Genomic DNA, 21,650 nt, shown 5'->3' with positions numbered 1-21,650 from the left:
CCTCGCGCCCGCGCAATAGTCCGTCCGACCCCTGTCGCGCGGCCGATGTGATCACTAGGTTCTCTGCCATGTCGACGAACGAGCCCCCTCCCCCGCCGGAGACCCCGCCCCCGGGCGGCTACGGGTACGGCGCCCCCATGCCGCCAGGTCCCGGCGGCCCCGCCTGGAACCTGGGCGACGCCCTGTCCTACGGCTGGAAGAAGTTCCAGGAGAACGTCGGGCAGATCATCATCGCCGCGATCGTCCTCGTGGTCGCCTTCGCGATCGTCGGTGCGATCGGGTTCGGCATCCAGGCCCTGCTGACCTCCGACGCCGAGTGCCACGTGGCGTCGTCGGGCGCGCTCGTGTGCGACAAGGGGTCCGGCTTCCTCTGGCGGATGGTCGTCGGCGCGCTCGTCGCCGGCCTGCTCTTCGTGGTCGGCCAGATCATCGGTGCGGGCATCATCCGCGGCGCCCTGGGCATCACCGAGGGCCGCAAGTTCGAGACCGCCGAGATCTTCAAGACCGACCAGATCGGCCCGGTCGTCGTGGCCAGCCTGCTGGTCGGCGTCCTCACCACCATCGGCTACGCACTGTGCTACCTGCCCGGCATCGCGGTGGCGTTCCTGACGTCGTACACGCTCTTCTTCGTCATCGACAAGGGGCTCTCGCCGGTCGACGCGATCAAGGCGAGCTTCGACTTCACGACGAAGAACCTCGGCAACACGATCGTCTGGTACATCGTCGGCGGCCTGGTCGCGCTCGCGGGCATCATCGCCTGCTTCATCGGCCTGGTCGTGACCATCCCGATGGTCATCATCGGCACCGCCTTCACCTACAAGAAGCTCAGCGGCCAGGAGGTCGCGGCCTGACCGCACCCCGCCACACGCCGCACATGACGACGCCGCACCGGGTCTGCCGGTGCGGCGTCGTCGTTCGTGGACCGGTCAGGAGACCTCGAGGTTCTCCGCCGGGGACTGCGCGGCCGGCTTGACCCAGACCAGCAGCACGATGGCGACCGCCATGCACACGGCCGGGAAGACCAGGCCGAAGGTGACGTCGTCGGCCTTCGAGGTCTTGCCGATGAAGTACGGGCCGAAGAAGCCGCCCGCGGCCGCGATGCAGTTGATCGTCGCCAGGCCGACCGCGGTCTGGGCCCGGGTCAGCGCCTCGCTGGCCAGCGCCCAGAAGGGGCCGAGGTAGGAGAAGACGCCGATCGCGAGCAGGCACAGGCCGAGCAGGCCCGCGTTGGGGGTGTCGCGGAAGACCATGGTGATGACCAGTCCGACCACGGCCGTCGCGAGCGCCGCCATCACGATCCCCTTGCGGTTCCCGATCCGGTCCGACCAGCGGGCGACCAGCAGCATCGCGACCGCGCCGCAGACGTAGGGCACCGCGCCGAGCAGGCCGATGTTGGTGCCGGAGTAGTCGGGGTTGAGCTGCTTGACGATCTGCGGCAGGAAGAAGGTCATGCCGTAGAGGCCGACGGCGTAGAGCAGGTTGATGAGGGCCAGGTAGAGGATCTTCGGGTCCTTCATCGCGTCCAGCTCGATGTGCATCGAGCCGTCGTCCTCGGCGCGGTACTCCTTGCTGATCTCGCCCTCGAGCCAGGCCTTCTCACCCGCGTCGAGGAAGCGCGCCTCGTTCGGGCGGTCCGCCAGGCGGAAGAGGACCCAGATGCCGATCAGCACCGGCGGGATGCCCTGGAGGATGAAGATCCAGCGCCACTCGGCGAGCCCGAACCAGTCGACGTGGTCGAGGATCAGGCCGGCGGACAGGCTGCCGATCAGCAGCGCGATCGGCTGGGCGAGCGACATGCCGGCGATGCTGCGGCTGCGGTCCTGGGTGCGGAACCAGAAGGTCAGGTAGAGCAGCAGGCCCGGGAAGAGGCCGGCCTCCGCGACGCCGAGCGCGATCCGCGCGACGTAGAGCTGCGTGGTGTTCTGCACGAAGCCGGTGAGGATCGTGATGAGTCCCCACGTGATGCCGATCCGGGCCAGCCAGAGCCGGGCGCCGACCTTCTTCATGACGATGTTGCTCGGGATCTCGAGCACGACGTAGGCGACGAAGAAGATCGCCGCGACCGAGCCGTACGTCGCCAGGCTGATGCCCAGGTCGGTCGACATCTCGAGCTGCGCGTAGCCGACGGCTGCCCGGTCCATGTAGTTGAACATGTAGAGCAGGAAGACGATCGGGATGATGTTGCGCTGGACCTTCGCGAGGACGGTCGCGCCATCCACGGCCCGCGCGGCGGGGGTGCTGATGGACATGGTTTCTCCTGTGGTCAGGGTAGATCAGAGCTGCCGGGCCGTGCTGGCCGCGGACTGTCCCGCGAGGCGCCCCATCGTGAGGGCGTTGGCGACGGCGTTGCCGCCGCCGACGTAGCGGTTGCCGAGCACCCCGCCGCCGGCCTCACCGGCGGCGAAGAGACCCGGGATCGGCCGGGCCTGCTCGTCGAGCACCGACGCGTTGACGTCGATCTCGAGACCGGCGTGGGTGCAGACCAGCTCGGCCGGCAGCACGCGGGTCGCGTGGAAGGGTGGTGCGGCGATCGCCGCGAGCGGGGCCGTGGCCCCCTTGGCTGCCAGCGTCTGGTCGCGCTGGAAGTCGGTGTCGCTGCCCTGCGGCAGCTGGTCGTTCCACCGGGCGACGGTGGCGGCCAGGTTGTCGGCAGGTACGCCGATCCGCTCGGCCAGCGATGCGAGGTCGTCGGCGCGGACGACGGCGCCGGTGCCGACGAGCTCCTCGACGCGGGCGGGCGTCCAGTCGGCGTACCCCTCGGGCAGCGCCTGCCGGGCCGCCTCGTCGAAGACCATCCACGTCGGTCCGCCCTGGGCGTCGATGAGCCCGCCGGAGACGGCGTACGACGCGTCCTCGTCCATGAAGCGGCGGCCGTGGCGGTTGACGTGCACGCGCGACGCGGGCGGGAAGCCGGCCTGCCAGTGGTGGGAGCGGACGAACTCGGCGGTCGGCAGCATCAGGCCCCAGCCGCCACCGGACACCGAGGCGCGCACCTGCTCGCCGAAGGCGAGGTGGTCGCCACGTGATCCGGGGGCGGCGACGACGAAGAGCGAGTCGCCGGCGCGGAGGGCGTCGGGGAACCAGCGGGCCACGAGCTCGGGGCTCTGGGCGAGGCCGCCGCTGGCGACCACGACCGCGCCGGCGGTGAGCTCCATGCCGTCGACGACGACGCCGCCGACCCGGCCGTCGCGCACCAGCAGACCCTCGACACGGGTGTGCAGCACGACCTCGACGCCGGCCGCCTTCCGCGCCTTGTCGAGCACCTGCACGAGCCCGTAGCCCTGGTCCTTCGGCACGTGGGCACGCCAGACGTCCTCGACTCCGGCCCGGCACAGGCCGGGGGTGTGGGCGTTCCCGGACAGCTGGGCGGGCACGTCGACGCCGAGGTCGAGCAGCCACTCGAGGGTCGGCCCGGCGAGCTCGCAGAAGCGGCGGACCAGGCCGGGCTTGAGGAGCCACTGGTTGAGGTCCATGTAGTGCTGGAAGAAGCGGTCGACGGTGTCGTCGACACCCAGCTCCTTCTGCACCCGGGTCGCGGCCGCGGTGAACATGCCGGCCGAGAGCTGGGTCGAGCCGCCGAGCTCGCCCTCGGACTCGAAGAGGATCACGCTCGCGCCGCGCTCGGCGGCCGACACGGCCGCGGCCAGACCGGCGCCGCCACCGCCGATCACCACGACGTCGTACTCGGTCTCGCTCATCAGAGGTCTCCGTCCATCTCGGTGAGGATGCGGTGGTAGAGGCCGTTGGAGACCAGGCCGCCGTCGACGGTGAGCTCGCCGCCGGTCATGTAGCGCGAGCCGTCGCCGAGGAGGAACCGCACGACGTCGGTGATCTCCTCGGGGCGGCCCATCCGGCCGGCGGGGATGCTCGCGACGGCGCTGTCGACGAAGCCGTCGGCGCCCTCGAGCAGCGGGGTCTCGACGAGGCCGGGGTGCACCGAGTTGACCCGGATGCCCCACGCGGCGAGCTCACCGGCAGCCGACTTGGTGAGGCCCCGCAGGGCCCACTTGCTGGTGGAGTACGACGGCGAGAAGTAGCCGATCTGCCCGGCGATCGAGGAGATGTTGACGATCGAGCCGCCGCCGGAGTCGCGGAGCAGCGGCGCGCACGCCTGGATGCCGTAGAACGGCCCGTCGACGTTGATCGCCATCACGCGGTGCCAGACCTCGTGGGTGGTGTCCATGAAGCGCAGCCGGCGGCTGACGCCGGCGTTGTTGACCAGCCCGTGCAGGGCGCCGTACTGGTCGGTGACCTCGGCGACCACGCGGTCCCAGAGCTTGGCCTCGGTGACGTCGAGGTGGTGGGCGCTGGCCGTGCCCCCCGCCGCTCGGATCTCCTCGACGACCGGGCCGGCGTCGGCGACGTCGGCGAGGGCGACCCGCCAGCCGTCGGCGGCCAGGGCCCGCGCGTGGCCCGCCCCCATGCCGCCGGCGGCGCCGGTGACGAGGACGACTCGGTCGGTGCGGAGCTCAGACATGCCGCGAGCCGCCGTCCACGGCGAGGATGTGGCCGGTCACGTAGCGGGCGCTGTCCGAGAGCAGGAACAGCATCGGGCCGACGATCTCCTCGGGCGATCCGAGCCGGTGCAGCGGGATCGCGTCGAGCGCCTTGGCCAGCGCCTCCGGGTCGTCCTGGACCCAGCGGGTCATCTCGGTGTCGACGAAGCCGGGCGCGATCGCGTTGACCCGGATGCCGAGGTCGCCGTACTCCACCGCGAGGCACTCGGTGAGGTGGGAGACGGCCGCCTTGGAGGAGCAGTACGCCGCCCGGCCGCGCCGGACCCGGACCGCGGCGACCGAGGCCATGTTCACGATCGAGCCGCCGGGCCGCATGACCGACGCCGCGGCCTGCGCGCCGTACAGGACGCCCTCGACGTTGATCGACAGGGTCGCCTGGATCTGGGAGACCGGGATGTCGGTCGCCGGGGACTCGGGGAAGATGCCGGCGTTGTTGATCCAGAGGTCGACCTGGCCGAAGCGCTCGACGGCGAGCTCGGCGACCGCCTGCTGGGCGTCGCGGTCGCGGACGTCGACGGTGGTCCCGACGACGTCGCCGACGCCGTCGATGCCGTCGTGCTCGAGCTCGACGGAGCGCGCCGCCTCGTCCATCAGTGCGCCGTCGATGTCGGCGCCGACGACGTGCACGCCGCGCCGGGCCAGGGCCGCCGAGAAGCGCAGGCCCATACCGCGACCGGCGCCGGTGATCACGGCGACCTTCCCGCGCAGGTCCGGGTGCTCGACCTGCATGAGGTCGCCCTGGACGCGGCCGGGGTGGTTGTCGGCGGGGATGCTGAGGGTCATGCGTGGGTTCCTGTTCCGGTAGTGACGGGCAGCCCGGCGTCGTCGCGCCGGACCTCGCGGTGCGCGACCAGCCAGCGGCCGTCGCGGCGCACCAGCTGGTCGGTGAGGGTGGTGAGGCGGACCAGGCGGCTCTCGCCCCCGGTCGGCGTGGCCACGATCTGCAGGTAGGCATGGGCGACGACGTGGTCGACGTCGGCGCCCGGCAGGACGTCGACGTTCGTGACGACGTGCCGGCTCACGACACCGGTCTCGAGCGCCGTACGGGCGAAGGCCGCGGCGAAGTCGCGCAGCGCCTCCGCGCCCACCGCCGGAGCCGGGTACGACGGCGAGTGGAACTCCCCGTCGGCGGTGAACGTCGCGGCCCACCCGCTCGCGTCGCCGGTGTCGATGAGCCGCGACTGCCGGGCGTAGGCACGCAGCACCTGCGTCGCCACCGCGTCCGGGACCTCGGTCATCTCCGCCTCCTGCGATTCGTGCGTTATTCGCACGCGCTGTGCTATAACTGCACGGGAGGTTAGGCACGTCACATCGCGGGCGTCAACCCCCTCGAGGGCAAAGAAGCCGGCGGACCGCCGGCGGACACGGGAGGATGGCGCCATGGAGGACGTCGAGCTCGACGGCGGGATGTCGAAGACGCTGCACTCGGGACTGCGCGTGCTGGAGCTGCTCAGCGCGCACCCCGACGGCCTGACCGTCACCGAGATCGCCGACGGCATCGGCGTGCACCGGACGGTGGCGCACCGCTTCGTGCGCACGCTCGAGGCGCACCGACTGGTCCGCCGCGACCGCGCCAAGCGGATCCGGCCCGGCGCCGGTCTGGTGCCGCTGGCGGAGCCGGTCGAGCGCGACCTGCGCGCGGTGGCGACGCCGCTGCTCGAGGAGCTCGCCGACGAGTGCGGCGCGACGGCACACCTGGTCTCGCAGGAGGACGACGACCACGTGCGCGCGCTGCTGGTCGTCGAGCCCCGTCGTGCGTCGGTGCACATCGCCTTCCGGCCCGGCCAGCTCGACCGCATCGACCGCGGGTCCGCGGGCATGGCGATCCTGGCCGCCCGGCCCGCGCGCGCCGACGAGCGCACCGAGGTCGGCGAGGCCCGCACCCGCGGCTACGCCGTCAGCTACGGCGAGGTGATCCCGTCGATCTACGGCATCTCCTGCGCCGTCCCCGGGAGGCGCGACAGCGCCCCGATCAGCGTCGGAGTGTCGCTCTTCGACCTGGCCGACGAGCAGCGGCTCGCCGGGCTCGTCGGTGACTGCGCGGACCGGCTGGCCCGCGCGCTGGGGTGATCTGCGGACGCCGGGGTTCTCAGAGCTTGCGGCCGGCCCACGTCCACGCGTAGGAGTCGTCCTCGGCGGTGAGGCCGCCCTCGCCGAGGTCGAGCGGGGCGAAGGTGTCGACCATGACCGCCGACTCCTCGAAGTACTCCGCACCCAGCGAGGCCTCGATCGCCGACGGCTGCGGGCCGTGGGCGTGGCCGCCCGGGTGCAGGGAGATCGAGCCGATGCCGATGCCGGAGCCCTTGCGCGCCTCGTAGTCGCCGCCGACGTAGAACATGACCTCGTCGCTGTCGACGTTGGAGTGGTAGTAGGGCACCGGGATCGCGAGCGGGTGGTAGTCGACCTTGCGCGGCAGGAAGTTGCAGACCACGAAGTTGTGGCCCTCGAAGACCTGGTGGACCGGCGGCGGCTGGTGGACCTTGCCGGTGATCGGCATGTAGTCGTCGATGTTGAACGTGTACGGATAGAGGCAGCCGTCCCAGCCGACGACGTCGAAGGGGTGGGTCGGGTAGACCATCCGAGTGCCGACGACCTGGCCGTTGACGCGGTGCTTCACCAGCACCTCGACGTCGGTGCCCTCGACGAGGAACGGCTCGGTCGGGCCGTGCAGGTCGCGCTCGCAGTACGGCGCGTGCTCCAGGAGCTGGCCGTAGCGGGAGAGGTAGCGCTTCGGCGGCGCGACGTGGCTGTTGGCCTCGATCGGGTAGAGCCGGCTCGGCTCGGCGGGCACCCAGCGGTGCGTGGTCGCCCGCGGCACGATCACGTAGTCGCCGGTCCGGTAGGGCAGCACCCCGAACACGGTCTCGACGACGCCCGACCCGGCCTCGACGTACACGCACTCGTCACCGATCGCGTTGCGGTAGTACGCCGACGGCTCCGCGCCGGTCGCGACGTACCCGATCCGCACGTCGCTGTTGCCGAGCACGAGGCGCCGGTCGGCGACGGCGTCCGTCCCGGTCGCGAGGTCGTGCAGCTTGAGGTGGCGGGGCTTGAGCGGGTGGTTGGGCGTGCGCGACTGGTCGGGCAGCTCCCAGACCTCGGCCGCCACGATCGCCGACGGCACCCCGCGGTGGTAGAGCAGCGAGGAGTCGGAGGAGAAGCCCTCCTCCCCCATCAGCTCCTCGTAGAAGAGCTTGCCGTCCGGGTCGCGGAACTGGGTGTGTCGCTTCTGCGGGACCTCGCCGACCTGCCGGTAGTACGCCATCACTGCCTCATCGCCTGTCCGTTTATCGAACGCTATCGTTCGATATTCATGCTGCGTGCTACGGTACCCGCGATGTCAACCACAGCACTCCCGGCCCCCTGGTCCGCCCTCGTCGACGATGCAGCGATCTTCCCGCCCGGCGACGCGCCGCTCGCCGACGCCGCGGCCGCCCATCAGGAGAGGCGGCACGACTGGTACGCCGATCTCGTCGGCACCTTCGTCGTGCGCGACACCGACATCCCCGCGCTCAAGGCGACGCCGCTCGCCCTGTCCGTCGTGGTGACCGGCGGCGCCGGGCAGATCGCCGGCACCGCGACGCTGGGTCGCAAGCTGCACGTCGCGATCGAGGGCCTCGAGCTCGCGCTGCGCGACCCGGACGACCCGGCGGGCGCGGCCCGGCGCGTGGTCGCTGCGGTCGACGCCGCCCGCAGCGAGGGCATCCTGGACGACCACGTGCCCGTCTTCGTCGAGATCCCCGCCTCCTGCTCCGAGCGGGGCTTCCTCGCCGCCGCGGACGAGGTGGCGGCAGCCGAGCACCGGCTCAAGTTCCGCACCGGTGGGCTGGCGCCGGAGGCGTTCCCCGACGCCCCGACGGTGGCCGCCTGGATCGATGCGGCACTCGACCGGGAGACGCCGTTCAAGTGCACGGCCGGGCTGCACCGCGCCGTACGCCACACCGGCGACGACGGCTTCGAGCACCACGGCTTCCTCAACGTGCTGCTCGCGACCCGGCTCGCCTTCGACGGCGGCTCGCGCGATGACGTCGTCGCGACGCTCGAGCAGCGGGAGCCGGCCGCCCTGGTCGAGGCCGCCGCCGAGGCCGACCTCGCCGGCGCGCGCCGCTGGTTCACCTCGTTCGGGTCCTGCTCGATCTCCGAGCCGCTCGACGACCTGCTCGCCCTCGGACTCCTGGAGGACCTCTCGTGACCACGCCCGGCTTCGGCCTCGACCACCTGCCGTACGGCGTCTTCTCCGTCGCCGGCGGCGAGCGCCGGATCGGCGTCCGCCACGAGGACGCCGTCGTCGACCTGGCCGCGGCGACCGGCCGGCCCGAGCTGACCAGCCCGTCGCTCAACGCCTTCCTCGGCCTCGGCCCGCAGGTCTGGCGCGAGACCCGTGAGGCGGCCAGGTCCTACGCCGAGTCCGGCGAGCACCGCGTGCCGCTGGCCGACGTCGAGCTGCACCTGCCGATCGACGTCGCCGACTACGTCGACTTCTACGCGTCGGAGCACCATGCCTCCAACGTCGGCCGGATCTTCCGGCCCGACCAGGAGCCGCTGCTGCCCAACTGGAAGCACCTGCCGGTCGGCTACCACGGCCGCGCCGGCACGGTCGTCGCGTCGGGCACCCCCGTCGTACGCCCGAGCGGGCAGCGGCCCGGCGGTGCCTTCGGCCCGTCCGCGCGGCTCGACATCGAGGCGGAGCTCGGCTTCGTCGTCGGCGTCGGCTCCGAGCTCGGCACGCCGGTCCCCTACGACGCATTCGCCGACCACGTCTTCGGCGTCGTCGGGCTCAACGACTGGTCGGCGCGCGACATCCAGGCCTGGGAGTACGTGCCGCTCGGCCCCTTCCTCGGCAAGTCCTTCGCCACCTCGATCTCCCATTGGGTGACGCCGCTCGCGGCGCTCGACGCGGCCTGGGTCGACCTGCCCGGCCAGGACCCGGAGCCCCTGCCCTACCTGGGTCCTGGTGCCACGAAGGGCCTCGACATCGACGTCGAGGTGGTCGTCGACGGCGCGGTCGTCAGCCGGCCGCCCTACCGCTCGATGTACTGGTCGCCGGCCCAGATGCTCGCCCACATGACCGTCAACGGCGCCCGCCTGCGCACCGGCGACCTCTACGGCTCGGGCACCATCAGCGGTCCCGAGACGGACCAGCGGGGGTCGTTCCTGGAGATCGGCTGGGGAGACGAGTCGGCGTTCCTCGCCGACGGCGCCGACGTCACGCTGCGCTACTCCGCGCCCGGCACCGACGGCGGCCGGATCGCCCTCGGCGACGTGACCGGACGGATCGCGCCCGCCCGCTGACGCCTACTCCGGGATCGGCGGACCGACGACCTCGAGCCCGTAGCGTGGGCCCACCTCGATCCAACGCGGGATCTCGACCTCGGGAGTGAGGCCGTCCTCGCCGGGCAGGCGCCGCTCGGCCGCCGGGATGCCGACCTCGTCGTAGAGGTGCAGGAGGCCGGCCGGTGCCGTGAGTGCCAGCAATCTGGCCGGCGCGTCCCCGCGGATGCGGAACGCGTGCGGCACGCCCTGCGGCAGGTGGATGAAGCAGCCGGCGTGGAGCTCGAGGAGCTCCTCCCCGGCCTGGTAGCTGAGCCGACCCTCGAGCACGTAGAACGCCTCGGCCTCGCGGTCGTGCCGGTGCAGCGGGGTGGCCACACCGGGCGGCTGGGTGACGAGTGCGACGCCCAGCCGGTCGCTCTCGCCGGGCTCCAGCAGGTGCTCGAAGAGCGACTGCATCGCCCAGGTGGCACGTCCACCACCCGGCTCACGGAAGACGAGCTGCTCGGCCATGACACACCGCCCACACATTCATCCGAAGTTGTCTCGGATCAATACGATAGGCACCGTGTCCGACCACGTCAACGCACCCCGGAGGTACGACGGCAGCCGGCGTCGCGCGGCGGCCGAGCGCACCCGGGAGGCGATCCTGGCCGCCGCGCGCGACCTCTTCGCGGAGCACGGGTACACCGCGACCTCGGTCCAGGACGTGGCCGCCCGGGCGGGCGTCTCGGTCGACACCGTCTACACCACCGTCGGGCGCAAACCGCGACTGCTGCTGGCGGTCCACGACATGGCGCTGGCCGAGGGACCAGCCCCACTCCCTGCCGAGCAGCGCGACTACGTCCGGGCGGTCCGCGCCGCGGGTTCCGCGGAGGAGATGCTGCGGACCTACGCCACCGCGTTGGGCCGCCTGCTCCCGCGCACGGTGCCCCTCGCGCTGGCGCTCCGCGAGGCCGGCCGCACCGAGCCCGAGTGCGCTGCCCAGTACCAGGCGCTCTCCGACCGGCGCGCCGCACACATGCGCCTCCTCGCCGCCGACCTCCGGGCGACCGGGCGGCTCCGCGAGGACCTCGGCGACGACCAGGTCGCCGACCTGATCTGGTCGTTGAACAGCCCGGAGTGGTTCACCCTGCTCGCCGGGCGCGGCTACCCGCCGGAGAGCTACGCCGACCTCCTGGCCGACGTGCTGCAGCGCACCCTGCTCGCCGATCGCCCTCAGGCGAAGGCCTGAGCTCCGACATACGTCGAGATCGTGGCGGTCAGCAGCGTCGTCGCGACCACCCCGGCGCCGACGACGGCCAGGCCGAAGGCCCGGCGACGGGGCGACGCGCCTCGCGGCAGGACGAGCTCTCGGGCCCAGGTGACCACACCGCCGACGCCGCCGAGCACCGAGCGGGCCCATTGGTACTCCAGGGCCAGCAGGGCGAGGCCGAGCACCATGACCACGAGTCCCGGGCCCGGCAGCACCGTCATCGCGAGCCCGGCGAGCACCACGAGCGGACCGAGGACGGTGACCCCGACCCGGACCGCGACGGACCGCAGGGGTCCGGCGTCCGACCAGGCGTCGATCCGGTCGAGGAAGGCCTGGGAGCGGGGCGAGAGATGGTGCTGCATCAGCACCCATGGTCCCCGTCTCCCCTGAGACGTTCCTGAAGCCGCCGACGTGGGTAGGTTCGGCGTCGTGATCGAGCTCAGCAAGGGCCAGGAGGTCGCGGTCGCGACCGCTGACGGCACGCCCGTACGCCGGCTCCGCGTCGGCGTCGGCTGGGACCAGGCGCCCGGCGCCGGCGCCCTCAGTGCCGGCGGCAGCCGCAACATCGACCTCGACGCGACCGCCTTCCAGTTCTCCGGCGGCCGCCTCTTCGACGTGGCCTTCTACAACAACCTCGCGACCCGCGACGGCTCCGTCGTGCACCGTGGGGACAACCTCACCGGCAGCGGGAGCGGCGACGACGAGCAGATCGACGTCGACCTCGGCCGCGTCCACCCGCCGGTCGACACCATCGTCTTCCTCGTCTCCAGCTACCAGGGCCACTCGCTGGAGTGGATCGCCAACGCCTACTGCCGTCTGGTCGACGACAGCGGCGAGGGCGAGGGCACCGAGATCGCCCGCTTCACCCTCACCCTCGGCGTCCCGCAGACCGGCCTGGTGATGGCCAAGCTGGTCCGCGACCCCGATGACGCGGGCGCCTGGCGGGTCTTCGCCATCGGCGAGGGCGTCGACGCCACCAAGCCGACCGACTCGGTCGCCGTCCTCGAGAGGTTCCTCTGATGGGTCTGCTCACCCCGCTCGCGATCCGCATCGGCGCGATCCCGTGGATGCCCAAGCTGCTGCCGCAGGTCGTGTGGACGGATCGCAACCTGCAGAAGGTCACGGGTGGACGGGTGACCATCCTCGACATCGCCGGCCTGCCCAACCTGATGCTGACCGTGGTCGGCCGCAAGAGCGGCATCCCCCGGACCACGCCGCTGCTCTGCGTCCCCGACGGCGACACCTGGCTGATCGCCGGCTCCTACTTCGGCGGACCGAACATGCCGGTGTGGGTCGGCAACATCCGGGCCGCCGGCGAGGCCGAGATCACCTGGGACCGGAAGCAGGTTCCGGTCACCGCGACCGAGCTGCACGACGCCGACCGGGCCGCGGCCTGGCAGGTGATGCTGCGCACCTGGCCCAACTTCGCGAAGTACGAGGAGCGCACCGACCGGCTGATCCCGGTCTTCCGCCTCACCCGGAGGTGACCGGCACGGCCGCCGCGAGATCGACGCCGCGCCGCCGCAGCTTGAGCGTGTAGATCGAGTCCGCCGACACGAGGTGGCTGATGCCGGTGGCCAGCACGATCGCCGCCATCAGCGGCAGGATGATCGTGTACTCGCCGGTGAGCTCGAACATGATCACCACCGCGGTGATCGGAGCCCGGGCCGCGCCCGCGAAGACCGCGCCCATGCCGATCAGCCCGTAGGCTCCGGCCGCCCCGACGACGCCGGGCAGGAGCGCCTGGGCGGACTGCCCGAACGCCGCGCCCAGCATCGCGCCGATGAACAGGCTCGGGGCGAAGACACCACCCGACCCACCGATGCCGATCGTGAGGCTGGTCGCGACCACCTTCGCGAGCAGGAGCACCACGAGGAACCCGACCGTGTAGGCGCCGGCGACGCCGTTCCCGAGGACCGGGTAGCCCACGCCGTACATCTCGGGGAGCGCGAGCAGGAGGAGCCCGAGGACGATCCCGCCGACCGCGGGGCGCAGCCACTCCGGCCCGCGCCAGACGGCGTCGCAGGCGTCCTCGATCGCGTAGAGGGCCCTCGTGAAGCCGACGCCGACCAGTCCGGCGAGCACACCCAGCAGGGCGAAGAGGAGGTACTCCGACACGTGCTCGACGCGGAACTCGGGGAGCGTCAGGAAGGGGTCGTTCCCCAGGATCGCGCGTCCGATCACGCTCGCCGTGACCGACGAGATCACCACCATGCCGAAGCTGCGGGCCGCGAAGTCGACGAGGATCAGCTCCATCGCGAAGAAGACGCCCGCGAGCGGCGCGTTGAAGGTCGCCGCGATCCCGCCCGCCGCGCCGCACGCGACCATCAGGCGGGTGTGCTCGACGTCGGAGCGGACCAGGCGAGCCAACGTCGAGCCGAGCGCCGACCCGATCTGCACGATCGGCCCCTCGCGACCCACGGAGCCACCGCCGCCGATGCACAGCGCCGACGCGAGGGCCTTGACCACCGCCACCTGCGGACGGATGCGCCCTCCACGCCGAGCGACGGCATCCATGACCTCGGGGACGCCGTGCCCACGGGCCTCACGGGCGAAGGCGTGCACCAACGGGCCGTAGAGGAGACCGGCGACGACCGGTGCGGCCACGACGAACCACGGGCCGAGGCCCGGGAGCCACGGGTGCGCGGCATGTCCCGCGTCGGAGTAGTCGTCGTGACCCGAGAAGACCCTGGTGAAGGTCAGCACCAGCCACCGGAACGCCACCGCGCCGAGTCCGGCGCCGGCCCCGATCGTGAGTGCCAGGGCCAACATGCCGGTGTCCGACGCGCTACGGGGAAGAGAGGCTCGCATTGTTGCAGTATGCAATAGTTGCTGTGTGCATGAGAAAGCGTCCACGGATGACGTCGTCACCGGCCTGCTCACCGCCTCGCGGGTGCTGGTCGGCGTCGCGGCGCGATCCCTGGCCGAGATCGAGGGTCGGGTCACGGTCACTCAGTTCCGCACCCTCGTCGTCCTCTCGGCGCACGGCCCGCTCCGACAGGGTGGGCTGGCCGAGCTCCTGGGAGTCAACGCGTCGACCACGCAGCGGATGGTCGACCGACTGGAGGCTGCCGGTCTCGTCGACCGGCAGCCCAACCCCAGGAGCCGGCGCGAGGTCGTGGTGACGCTCACCGCGGCGGGCGCGGAGGTCGTCGACCTGGTGACCCGCCGACGGCGACGCGAGATCCAGACGATCGTGCGCCGCATGCCGCCCGAGACCCGCAGCGCCGCGGTCGACGCGCTGCGGGCCTTCACGGACGCCGCCGGCGAGCCGGATGCCGTCGCCGGGAGTCTCTGGGGCTGGTCCCTCGTCGGCGACTGAGCGGCTAGCGTGGCGATGTGCAGCTCGGTCAGTACCCGCCACCGCGACACACGGTCGCCCACCTGAGCGACCCGCACCTGCTCGCGGGCGGGGCGAAGCAGTACGGCGTGGTCGACACCGAGATCGGGCTGGCGCTCGCGCTGGCCCGGATCGCCCGGCTCGACCCACTCCCCCATGCGCTCGTCCTCACCGGCGACCTGGCCGACAAGGCGGAGCCCGCGGCCTACGCGCGGCTGCGTGAGCTGGTCGAGCCGCTCGCGCACGAGCTCGGGGCCGAGGTCGTGTGGGTGATGGGCAACCACGACGAGCGGGCGTCGTACGCCGCCGAGCTCTTCGGCGCCGAGGCCCCCGACGAGCAGACCCAGGACCGGGTCCACGACGTCGCCGGCCTGCGGATCGTCTCCCTCGACACCAGCGTGCCCGGCTACCACCACGGCGAGATCACCGACGACCAGCTGGCCTGGCTCGCCGACGCGCTCGCGACGCCCGCGCCGTACGGCACCCTGCTCGCGATGCACCACCCGCCGATCCCGATCCCGATGATGCCGGCGGCCGAGGTGATCGAGCTCTACGACCAGCACCGGCTGGCCGAGGTGCTCGACGGCACCGACGTGCGCGCCATCCTGGGCGGACACTTCCACTACTCGACCTACTCCACCTTCGCGGGCATCCCCGTCTCGGTCGCGTCCGCCACCTGCTACACCTCCGACCCGGCACCGCTCGCGCGGTTCGTCTCCGGCGTCGACGGCCACCAGGCCATGACGATGGTGCACCTCTACGACGACCGGGTCGTCCACACGATCGTGCCGGTCGACGAGGCGCAGGAGGTCAGCGGCTTCCCGTCCGACGTACGCGCCCAGGTCGCGGCGATGAGCCCGGACGAGCGACGCGAGCTCCTGTCGCGCAAGGACTCCCCGCTCTACACGGGCGAGCTCACGATCCCCGGGGCGATCTGAGCCGCGCGTGATCTCGGCACTCCTCTGGGGACTCGGCTCCTCGGCCGCCCTCTACCTCGGCCAGCTGCTCGCCCGCCCGCTCGGCCGGTCCGAGCGCGCGATCGGCCTGATGATGGGCTTCGGCGGCGGCACCCTGCTGGCCGCCGTCGCCTACGAGCTGATCCCCGAGCAGACCCTCACCGACGGCTGGCAGATCATCGCCTGGGCCCTGGTCGGCGCCGTCGTCTACTACGGCGGCGACCGGCTGATCGACAGCCGCGGCGGCGCGGCACGCTCGACCGTCGCCCAGGGCGGCGGCGAGGGCGGGTCCGGGATGGCGATGTTCCTCGGCGCGCTGCTCGACGGCATCCCCGAAGCCTTCATCCTCGGGCTCGGCCTGGCCCTGGGCGGCGACATCAGCGTCGCCTTCGTGGCGGCGATCTTCGTCTCCAACATCCCGCAGGGCCTCGCCGGCACCACCTCGCTGCAGGAGGCCGGCACCCCCGACCGGCGGATCACCGTCATGTGGACGCTGCTGACGCTCGCGTGCGGCGCGGCCTCGCTGCTCGGCTACCTGGTGGCCGACCACCTGCACCACCTCGGCACCTGGGCGAGCGCGTTCGCCGGCGGCGCGGTCCTGATGATGCTCGCCGACTCGATGATCCCGGAGTCCTACCGGCACGGCGGCCGCCTGGTCGGGCTGCTGACCGTGGTCGGCTTCCTGGTCGCCGGCGTGCTCACCGTCCTGCAGTGACCGCCGAGTCGAGGTTTTCCGTCCGCCGAGTCGAGGTTTTCCGTCCGCCGAGTCGAGGGTCTTCGACGTGTCTCCTGCGGAAACCCTCGACTCGACCCGCGGAAACCCTCGACTCGACGTCAACCGGCGTCGAGGCCGGGGGTCGCCTCCCCGAAGGGGCCGCGGATCACCGGGCGTACGTCGCCGCGGGTGCCGACCCAGCCGACTCCCGGCTCGAGCCGGCGCAGCGGCTTGGCGGGCGCCCCGCCGACCACCGTGTGGTCGGGGACCTCGCCGCGGACGACCGAGCCGGCGGCGACCACGACGTTCCGGCCGATCCGGGCGCCCGGCAGGATGATCGCGCCGTGGCCGACCCAGGTGCCGGCGCCGATCGAGACCGGCAGCTGCTCGCCGAACTGCTCGCCGATCGGGAGGTCCGGGTCGAGGTAGCCGTGGCTGGAGTCGCAGACGAAGACGTCCTGGCCGAACCACACGTCGTCGCCGATCTCGATCGACGTGTGCGCCACGATCGAGCACCGGGCGCCGATGACGCATCGGTCGCCGATCACCAGGCCACGCTCGGGCGCGCCCGGGTCGTCCGGGCCGTAGCCGACCGAGAGCGTCACGTGGCGGCCGATCAGCGTGCCGGAGCCGAGGTGGATCGAGCGGGTGCCCATCAGGGTCGCGGGCGGGAAGTCGATGTTGGTGCCCGGCCCGAAGCTGCCGAACGCGTCGGCGGCGCGGGTGCCCGGCACGATCTCGCCGAAGCGATCGATCCAGCCCCACGCGGCGTGCACGGCCGAGCCGGCCAGGCGCCTCACGAACGTCTTCACGGTCCGCGAGGCTAACGGTCCGGGGCGCCCTGTGTGGCCGAGACCACGTCCTCCTCCCCGCGTATATGCGACTGATCACGTCCGATTCGGGATAACAGGCGCCGCCCGGGACGTTGGACCCCGTGGCGCCTGCGGCGGGCGATGACCCGCTGCGCGCCCCTTTTCCTCACTCGCTCAGCCAGGACCGCTGGCCCGATCGAAGGAGCCAGCGTTGCCCCTGTCCCGTCCCGTCACCCGTCTCGCCCACGCCCCCACCTGGGTCCTGTCGACCCTCGCCGTCGTCGCCGTCACCTCCACCGGTGTCGTCGCCGGCGTGCGGCACGCGGACCCGACCCCGGACGCCCCGGACGCCCCGGAGGCCGCACAGGCCACACAGGCCGCGGTCGCGCCGGTCACCGCCTCCGTCACCCCGCCGGCCGAGCGGGTCGTCGATGCGGTCCGCCTGGTGCGCAAGCCGGTCGAGCCCTCGATCCCGGTCGCGACCAGCGACGCCGCCGAGACCGTCGCGGCGGCCGAGGCCTCGTCGTACAACGTGCCCGGGCAGTGCCTCGGCTGGACCCGCGAGCAGGCCGACATCCCCTCGCGCTACGACGACGCCGCCACGGCGTGGGAGCACGCCTCCGACCGCCACCCCGGCGACACGAGCCCACCGAAGGGCGCGGCCGTCTACTGGCTCGGCGGCAGCAGCGGGCACGGGCACGTCGCGATCTCGCTCGGCGACGGCCGGGTCCGCTCCTCCGATGCCGGTGGCTACGGCGTCGTCGGCACCATCCAGCTCGAGCGGCTGACCCGCGAGTGGGGGCTCCAGTACGCCGGGTGGTCGGACTCGATCAACGGCTACCGGATCCCGGGCGTCGCGAACGCCTGAGCCTGCGGGACCCCGAGCGGGTGACCGGGGTCTCGTTTCCGAAAAATACTAGGACGTCCTACTATCTCCGTATGACCGACCTCCACGTGCCGCAGAACCCGGTCCGCCTCGTGACGGCCTCGAGCCTGTTCGACGGCCACGACGCGTCGATCAACATCATGCGGCGGATCTTCCAGTCGCAGGGCTGCGAGGTGATCCACCTGGGCCACAACCGCTCGGTCCAGGAGGTCGTGGACGCAGCGATCGAGGAGGACGTCCAGGGCGTCGCGGTGTCGTCCTACCAGGGCGGACACGTGGAGTACTTCGAGTACCTCGTCGAGCTCCTGCGCGCCCAGGGCGCCGGCCACGTCAAGGTCGTCGGAGGCGGCGGCGGCGTGATCGTGCACGACGAGATCACCCGGCTGCGCGCGTCGGGTGTCACCATCTTCTCCCCGGAGGACGGCCAGCGGATGGGCCTCACCGGGATGATCAACTCCGTCGTCGCCGACTGCGACACCGACCTGTGGGCACAGCGCCAGGTCGACGCCGACCAGGTGCTCAGCGGGGACCGCTTCGCCGTCGCCCGGGCGATCACCGGTGCCGAGGAGGGCCGGCTGCCCGACGACCTCCTGGGCGCGGTCCGCGACGCCGCGGCGCGCCGTACGGTCCCGGTGCTCGGCATCACCGGCACCGGCGGCTCCGGCAAGTCCTCGCTGACCGACGAGCTCGTCCGCCGGCTCCGCGTCGACCAGCAGGACAAGGTCCGCGTGGCCGTGCTGGCCGTCGACCCGACCCGGCGCAAGGGCGGCGGCGCGCTGCTCGGCGACCGGATCCGGATGAACTCCGTCGACGGCGACCGCGTCTTCTTCCGCTCGCTGGCCACCCGCGGGGCCCACGAGCTGCCCGACCACCTCCCCGACGTGGTCGACGTGCTCAAGGCCGCCGGCTTCGACCTCGTCGTCGTCGAGACCCCCGGCATCGGCCAGGGCGACGCGGCGATCGTGCCGTTCGTGGACGTGTCGATGTACGTGATGACGCCGGAGTTCGGCGCCGCGTCCCAGCTGGAGAAGATCGACATGCTCGACTTCGCCGACGTGGTCGCGATCAACAAGTTCGAGCGCCGCGGCGCCGAGGACGCGATGCGCGACGTGGGCCGCCAGCTCGTCCGCAACCGCGAGGCCTTCGGCAAGCAGCCGACCGAGATGCCCGTCTTCGGCACGTCCGCCGCGACCTTCAACGACGACGGCGTCACCGCGCTCTACCAGCACCTCCGCGGCCTGCTGGCCGAGCAGGGCCTGCCGCTCGAGGACGGCACCCTCGACCGCGTCGACGTGCGGCACTCGACCCGGATCCGGCAGGTCATCCCGGGTGAGCGGGTCCGCTACCTCTCCGAGATCTCCGCGACCGTGCGTGACTACCACGACCGCACCGACGAGCTCGCGCTCCTCGCGCGCAAGGCCCAGCAGGTCGAGGCGGTCGCCGCCGAGCTGCCCGACAACGGCGACGTCACCGCCCTGCTCGACAAGACCCGGAGCGCCCTGCCCGACGAGGTCGCCGAGCAGGTCGCGGGCTGGCCCGCCGTCGTCGAGGAGTACGCCGCGATCCCCGGGCGCGAGTCGCTCTCCGGCAACCTCGTGCCCCGCGTCGCGCTCCCGTCGTACGCCGACCACGGCGAGCTGGTGCGCTTCTGGCGGCGCGAGAACCTCCCCGGCCGCTACCCCTTCACCGCCGGCGTCTTCCCGCTCAAGCGCGAGGGCGAGGACCCGGCCCGGATGTTCGCCGGCGAGGGTGACCCGGCGCGCACCAACCGGCGCTTCAAGCTGCTCTCCGAGGGCCAGCCGGCGACCCGGCTGTCGACGGCGTTCGACTCGGTGACGCTCTACGGCCGCGACCCCGACGAGCGCCCCGACATCTACGGCAAGGTCGGCACCTCCGGCGTCAGCGTCGCGACGCTCGACGACATGAAGGAGCTATACGACGGCTTCGACCTGCTGTCGCCGACCACGTCGGTGTCGATGACGATCAACGGCCCGGCGCCGACGGTGCTCGCGTTCTTCCTCAACACCGCGATGGACCAGGCCCGCGAGCGCGGCATCGACCCGGTGGAGGCGCTCAAGACGGTGCGCGGCACGGTGCAGGCCGACATCCTCAAGGAGGACCAGGGCCAGAACACCTGCCTCTTCTCGACGGAGTTCAGCCTGCGCTGCATGGCCGACATCCAGGAGTGGTTCATCGAGCAGGGCGTGCGGAACTTCTACTCGGTCAGCATCTCCGGCTACCACATCGCCGAGGCCGGGGCGAACCCCATCAGCCAGCTGGCGTTCACGCTCGCCAACGGCTTCACCTACGTCGAGTCGTACCTCGCTCGCGGCATGGACATCGACGACTTCGCACCCAACCTCTCCTTCTTCTTCTCCAACGGCATGGACCCGGAGTACTCCGTGATCGGCCGCGTCGCGCGCCGCATCTGGGCGGTCGCGATGAAGGAGAGGTACGGCGCCAACGAGCGCTCGCAGAAGCTGAAGTACCACGTCCAGACGAGCGGCCGGTCGCTGCACGCGCAGGAGATGGACTTCAACGACATCCGCACCACGCTGCAGGCGCTGATCGCGATCTACGACAACGCCAACAGCCTGCACACCAACGCGTACGACGAGGCCGTGACCACCCCGAGCGCCGAGTCGGTGCGCCGCGCGCTGGCGATCCAGCTGATCATCAACCGCGAGTGGGGCCTCGCGATGAACGAGAACCCGCTCCAGGGCTCCTTCATCATCGACCAGCTCACCGACCTCGTCGAGGAGGCCGTGCTCAAGGAGTTCGACGCCATCAACGAGCGCGGCGGCGTGCTCGGTGCGATGGAGACCGGCTACCAGCGCGGCCGGATCCAGGACGAGTCGATGCTCTACGAGCACCGCAAGCACGACGGCTCGCTGCCGATCATCGGCGTCAACACCTTCCGCAAGCCCGGCGGCGACGACGGCACCCCCGACCACGTCGAGCTGGCCCGCGCGACCTCGTCGGAGAAGGAGTCGCAGCTGCGCCGCGTGCACGACTTCCAGGACGCCCACCGCGACGAGGCGACCGCAGCGATCGCCCGCCTCAAGGAGGCCGCGACCTCCGGCGAGAACGTCTTCGCCGTCCTCATGGACGCCGCCCGGGTCTGCTCGCTCGGCCAGGTGACCGAGGCGTTCTTCGAGGTCGGCGGGGCCTATCGTCGGAACGTGTGAGCGCCGAACGCGTCGTCTCCCTGGTCCCCTCCATCACGGAGGCACTCGCCGACGCACGGCCGGAGGCGGTGGTGGGGGCGACCGAGTGGTGCACCCAGCCGGGCGACCTCGACGTGGTCCGCGTGCGGGGCACCAAGAACCCCGACCTCGCGGCGATCCGGGCGCTCGAGCCCGACGTGGTGGTCGCCAACAAGGAGGAGAACCGCGAGCTCGACGTACGCCGCCTCCGGGACGCGGGCATCGCCGTCCACGTGACCGAGATCGAGACCGTGCCGGCGGCGTTCGCGGCGTACGACGAGCTCTTCGACGACGTGCTCGGCTGGCCGCGGCCGGCCTGGCTCGAGGAGGCGCGCGACTTCTGGACGCGCCCGATGCCGCCGGTCACCGCCCGGGTCGCGGTGCCGATCTGGCGGGACCCCTGGATGGTGGTCGGCAGCCGGACCTTCACCGGCGACCTGCTGCGCCGGCTCGGCTGGGAGAACGTCTACGCGACGCACCAGGACCGCTACCCGAAGGTCGAGGTCGCCGACCTGGACGTCGTCGGCGCCGACGTCGTGCTGCTCCCCGACGAGCCCTACGTCTTCACCCCCGCAGACGGACCCGAGGCGTTCGAGCGGACGCCGACGCGGCTCGTGAGCGGGCGGCTGATCACGTGGTACGGCCCGTCGCTGCTGGAGGCACGTAGCCTGACGCCCTGACCGAACGGGGGC

23 protein-coding genes are annotated in these 21,650 nt (G+C 72.1%); 13 read left to right on the top strand and 10 right to left on the bottom strand.

Annotation, left to right across the window (positions count from 1 at the left end; all coding sequences use genetic code 11):
* Window positions 1-68: 68 nt before the first annotated feature.
* Window positions 69-851, top strand: coding sequence for a hypothetical protein (locus K8U61_RS20175; RefSeq protein WP_224124859.1), 783 nt, complete (start codon window positions 69-71; stop codon window positions 849-851).
* 75 nt (window positions 852-926) lie between these two features.
* On the opposite strand, the gene K8U61_RS20170 is transcribed toward K8U61_RS20175, so the two are convergent.
* Genes K8U61_RS20170 through K8U61_RS20150 form a run of 5 tightly spaced genes read right to left on the bottom strand, consistent with a single transcriptional unit; the run spans window position 927 to window position 5,755 of the window.
* Entirely contained in the window at window positions 927-2,249 is a 1,323-nt protein-coding gene (locus K8U61_RS20170; RefSeq protein ID WP_224124858.1) for an MFS transporter, read from the bottom strand.
* A gap of 24 nt (window positions 2,250-2,273) precedes the next feature.
* The gene (locus K8U61_RS20165) at window positions 2,274-3,698 is read right to left on the bottom strand and encodes an FAD-dependent oxidoreductase (RefSeq protein WP_272491977.1); all 1,425 of its coding nucleotides are present in this window, start codon (window positions 3,696-3,698) and stop codon (window positions 2,274-2,276) included.
* Window positions 3,698-4,477 carry an SDR family NAD(P)-dependent oxidoreductase gene (locus tag K8U61_RS20160; RefSeq protein WP_224124857.1) on the bottom strand — a complete coding sequence of 260 codons (780 nt, stop codon included), beginning with the start codon at window positions 4,475-4,477 and terminating at the stop codon, window positions 3,698-3,700. The genes K8U61_RS20165 and K8U61_RS20160 overlap by 1 nt, the downstream gene beginning before the upstream one ends.
* Window positions 4,470-5,300 carry an SDR family NAD(P)-dependent oxidoreductase gene (locus K8U61_RS20155; RefSeq protein ID WP_224124856.1) on the bottom strand — a complete coding sequence of 277 codons (831 nt, stop codon included), beginning with the start codon at window positions 5,298-5,300 and terminating at the stop codon, window positions 4,470-4,472. The genes K8U61_RS20160 and K8U61_RS20155 overlap by 8 nt, the downstream gene beginning before the upstream one ends.
* A complete protein-coding gene (locus K8U61_RS20150) occupies window positions 5,297-5,755 on the bottom strand; it encodes a nuclear transport factor 2 family protein (RefSeq protein ID WP_224124855.1) in 459 nt (152 codons plus the stop codon). The genes K8U61_RS20155 and K8U61_RS20150 overlap by 4 nt, the downstream gene beginning before the upstream one ends.
* Window positions 5,756-5,897: 142 nt before the next feature.
* Here K8U61_RS20150 and K8U61_RS20145 point away from each other — a divergent pair, with 142 nt between their 5' ends.
* Window positions 5,898-6,587 (top strand): IclR family transcriptional regulator, encoded by a 690-nt coding sequence (locus K8U61_RS20145; RefSeq protein ID WP_224124854.1) that lies wholly within the window; start codon window positions 5,898-5,900, stop codon window positions 6,585-6,587.
* A 19-nt stretch (window positions 6,588-6,606) separates the two neighbouring features.
* Here K8U61_RS20145 and K8U61_RS20140 read toward each other — a convergent pair whose 3' ends face one another.
* Window positions 6,607-7,782 (bottom strand): homogentisate 1,2-dioxygenase, encoded by a 1,176-nt coding sequence (locus K8U61_RS20140; protein WP_224124853.1) that lies wholly within the window; start codon window positions 7,780-7,782, stop codon window positions 6,607-6,609.
* A gap of 72 nt (window positions 7,783-7,854) precedes the next feature.
* On the opposite strand from K8U61_RS20140, the gene K8U61_RS20135 reads away from it, so the two are divergent.
* The gene (locus K8U61_RS20135) at window positions 7,855-8,709 is read left to right on the top strand and encodes a hypothetical protein (protein WP_224124852.1); all 855 of its coding nucleotides are present in this window, start codon (window positions 7,855-7,857) and stop codon (window positions 8,707-8,709) included.
* Entirely contained in the window at window positions 8,706-9,809 is a 1,104-nt protein-coding gene (locus tag K8U61_RS20130) for a fumarylacetoacetate hydrolase family protein (RefSeq protein ID WP_224124851.1), read from the top strand. Before K8U61_RS20135 ends, K8U61_RS20130 begins: the two co-directional genes overlap by 4 nt.
* A gap of 3 nt (window positions 9,810-9,812) precedes the next feature.
* Here K8U61_RS20130 and K8U61_RS20125 read toward each other — a convergent pair whose 3' ends face one another.
* On the bottom strand, window positions 9,813-10,301 hold the full coding sequence (locus tag K8U61_RS20125) for a cupin domain-containing protein (RefSeq protein WP_224124850.1): 489 nt from the start codon (window positions 10,299-10,301) through the stop codon (window positions 9,813-9,815).
* Window positions 10,302-10,356: 55 nt separating this feature from the next.
* On the opposite strand from K8U61_RS20125, the gene K8U61_RS20120 reads away from it, so the two are divergent.
* The gene (locus tag K8U61_RS20120) at window positions 10,357-11,022 is read left to right on the top strand and encodes a TetR/AcrR family transcriptional regulator (protein WP_224124849.1); all 666 of its coding nucleotides are present in this window, start codon (window positions 10,357-10,359) and stop codon (window positions 11,020-11,022) included.
* Here the strand turns inward: K8U61_RS20120 and K8U61_RS20115 are convergent.
* Window positions 11,007-11,405, bottom strand: coding sequence for a PGPGW domain-containing protein (locus K8U61_RS20115; protein ID WP_224124848.1), 399 nt, complete (start codon window positions 11,403-11,405; stop codon window positions 11,007-11,009). The genes K8U61_RS20120 and K8U61_RS20115 overlap by 16 nt on opposite strands.
* Window positions 11,406-11,472: 67 nt before the next feature.
* On the opposite strand from K8U61_RS20115, the gene K8U61_RS20110 reads away from it, so the two are divergent.
* Window positions 11,473-12,063, top strand: coding sequence for a TerD family protein (locus tag K8U61_RS20110; RefSeq protein ID WP_224124847.1), 591 nt, complete (start codon window positions 11,473-11,475; stop codon window positions 12,061-12,063).
* Window positions 12,063-12,530 carry a nitroreductase family deazaflavin-dependent oxidoreductase gene (locus tag K8U61_RS20105; protein ID WP_224124846.1) on the top strand — a complete coding sequence of 156 codons (468 nt, stop codon included), beginning with the start codon at window positions 12,063-12,065 and terminating at the stop codon, window positions 12,528-12,530. Before K8U61_RS20110 ends, K8U61_RS20105 begins: the two co-directional genes overlap by 1 nt.
* Here K8U61_RS20105 and K8U61_RS20100 read toward each other — a convergent pair.
* On the bottom strand, window positions 12,517-13,815 hold the full coding sequence (locus tag K8U61_RS20100; RefSeq protein WP_224124845.1) for a chloride channel protein: 1,299 nt from the start codon (window positions 13,813-13,815) through the stop codon (window positions 12,517-12,519). The genes K8U61_RS20105 and K8U61_RS20100 overlap by 14 nt on opposite strands.
* Window positions 13,816-13,879: 64 nt before the next feature.
* Here K8U61_RS20100 and K8U61_RS20095 point away from each other — a divergent pair, with 64 nt between their 5' ends.
* Genes K8U61_RS20095 through K8U61_RS20085 form a run of 3 tightly spaced genes read left to right on the top strand, consistent with a single transcriptional unit; the run spans window position 13,880 to window position 16,054 of the window.
* Window positions 13,880-14,365 carry a MarR family winged helix-turn-helix transcriptional regulator gene (locus K8U61_RS20095; protein WP_224124844.1) on the top strand — a complete coding sequence of 162 codons (486 nt, stop codon included), beginning with the start codon at window positions 13,880-13,882 and terminating at the stop codon, window positions 14,363-14,365.
* A gap of 17 nt (window positions 14,366-14,382) precedes the next feature.
* Complete coding sequence (locus tag K8U61_RS20090) at window positions 14,383-15,321, top strand: metallophosphoesterase (RefSeq protein WP_224124843.1); 939 nt, start codon at window positions 14,383-14,385, stop codon at window positions 15,319-15,321.
* 7 nt (window positions 15,322-15,328) lie between these two features.
* Entirely contained in the window at window positions 15,329-16,054 is a 726-nt protein-coding gene (locus K8U61_RS20085; RefSeq protein WP_224124842.1) for a ZIP family metal transporter, read from the top strand.
* Between the two features lie 119 nt (window positions 16,055-16,173).
* Here the strand turns inward: K8U61_RS20085 and K8U61_RS20080 are convergent, their stop codons facing one another.
* Window positions 16,174-16,866: an acyltransferase gene (locus K8U61_RS20080; protein WP_224124841.1), complete on the bottom strand. Its 693-nt coding sequence runs from the start codon at window positions 16,864-16,866 to the stop codon at window positions 16,174-16,176.
* A 211-nt stretch (window positions 16,867-17,077) separates the two neighbouring features.
* On the opposite strand from K8U61_RS20080, the gene K8U61_RS20075 reads away from it, so the two are divergent.
* The 3 genes from K8U61_RS20075 (at window position 17,078) to K8U61_RS20065 (ending at window position 21,638) form a co-directional block, all read left to right on the top strand.
* A complete protein-coding gene (locus tag K8U61_RS20075) occupies window positions 17,078-17,734 on the top strand; it encodes a hypothetical protein (RefSeq protein WP_224124840.1) in 657 nt (218 codons plus the stop codon).
* Window positions 17,735-17,805: 71 nt separating this feature from the next.
* Window positions 17,806-20,940 carry a fused isobutyryl-CoA mutase/GTPase IcmF gene (gene icmF, locus K8U61_RS20070; protein WP_224124839.1) on the top strand — a complete coding sequence of 1,045 codons (3,135 nt, stop codon included), beginning with the start codon at window positions 17,806-17,808 and terminating at the stop codon, window positions 20,938-20,940.
* A complete protein-coding gene (locus K8U61_RS20065; RefSeq protein ID WP_224124838.1) occupies window positions 20,937-21,638 on the top strand; it encodes a helical backbone metal receptor in 702 nt (233 codons plus the stop codon). The genes icmF and K8U61_RS20065 overlap by 4 nt, the downstream gene beginning before the upstream one ends.
* The last annotated feature ends 12 nt before the right edge of the window (window positions 21,639-21,650 follow it).

Source organism: Nocardioides mangrovi, assembly GCF_020073815.1.
Lineage (GTDB): Bacteria > Actinomycetota > Actinomycetes > Propionibacteriales > Nocardioidaceae > Nocardioides > Nocardioides mangrovi.
Note: the sequence above shows the minus strand (reverse complement) of the source record. Positions and strands in the feature narration are given on the sequence as shown.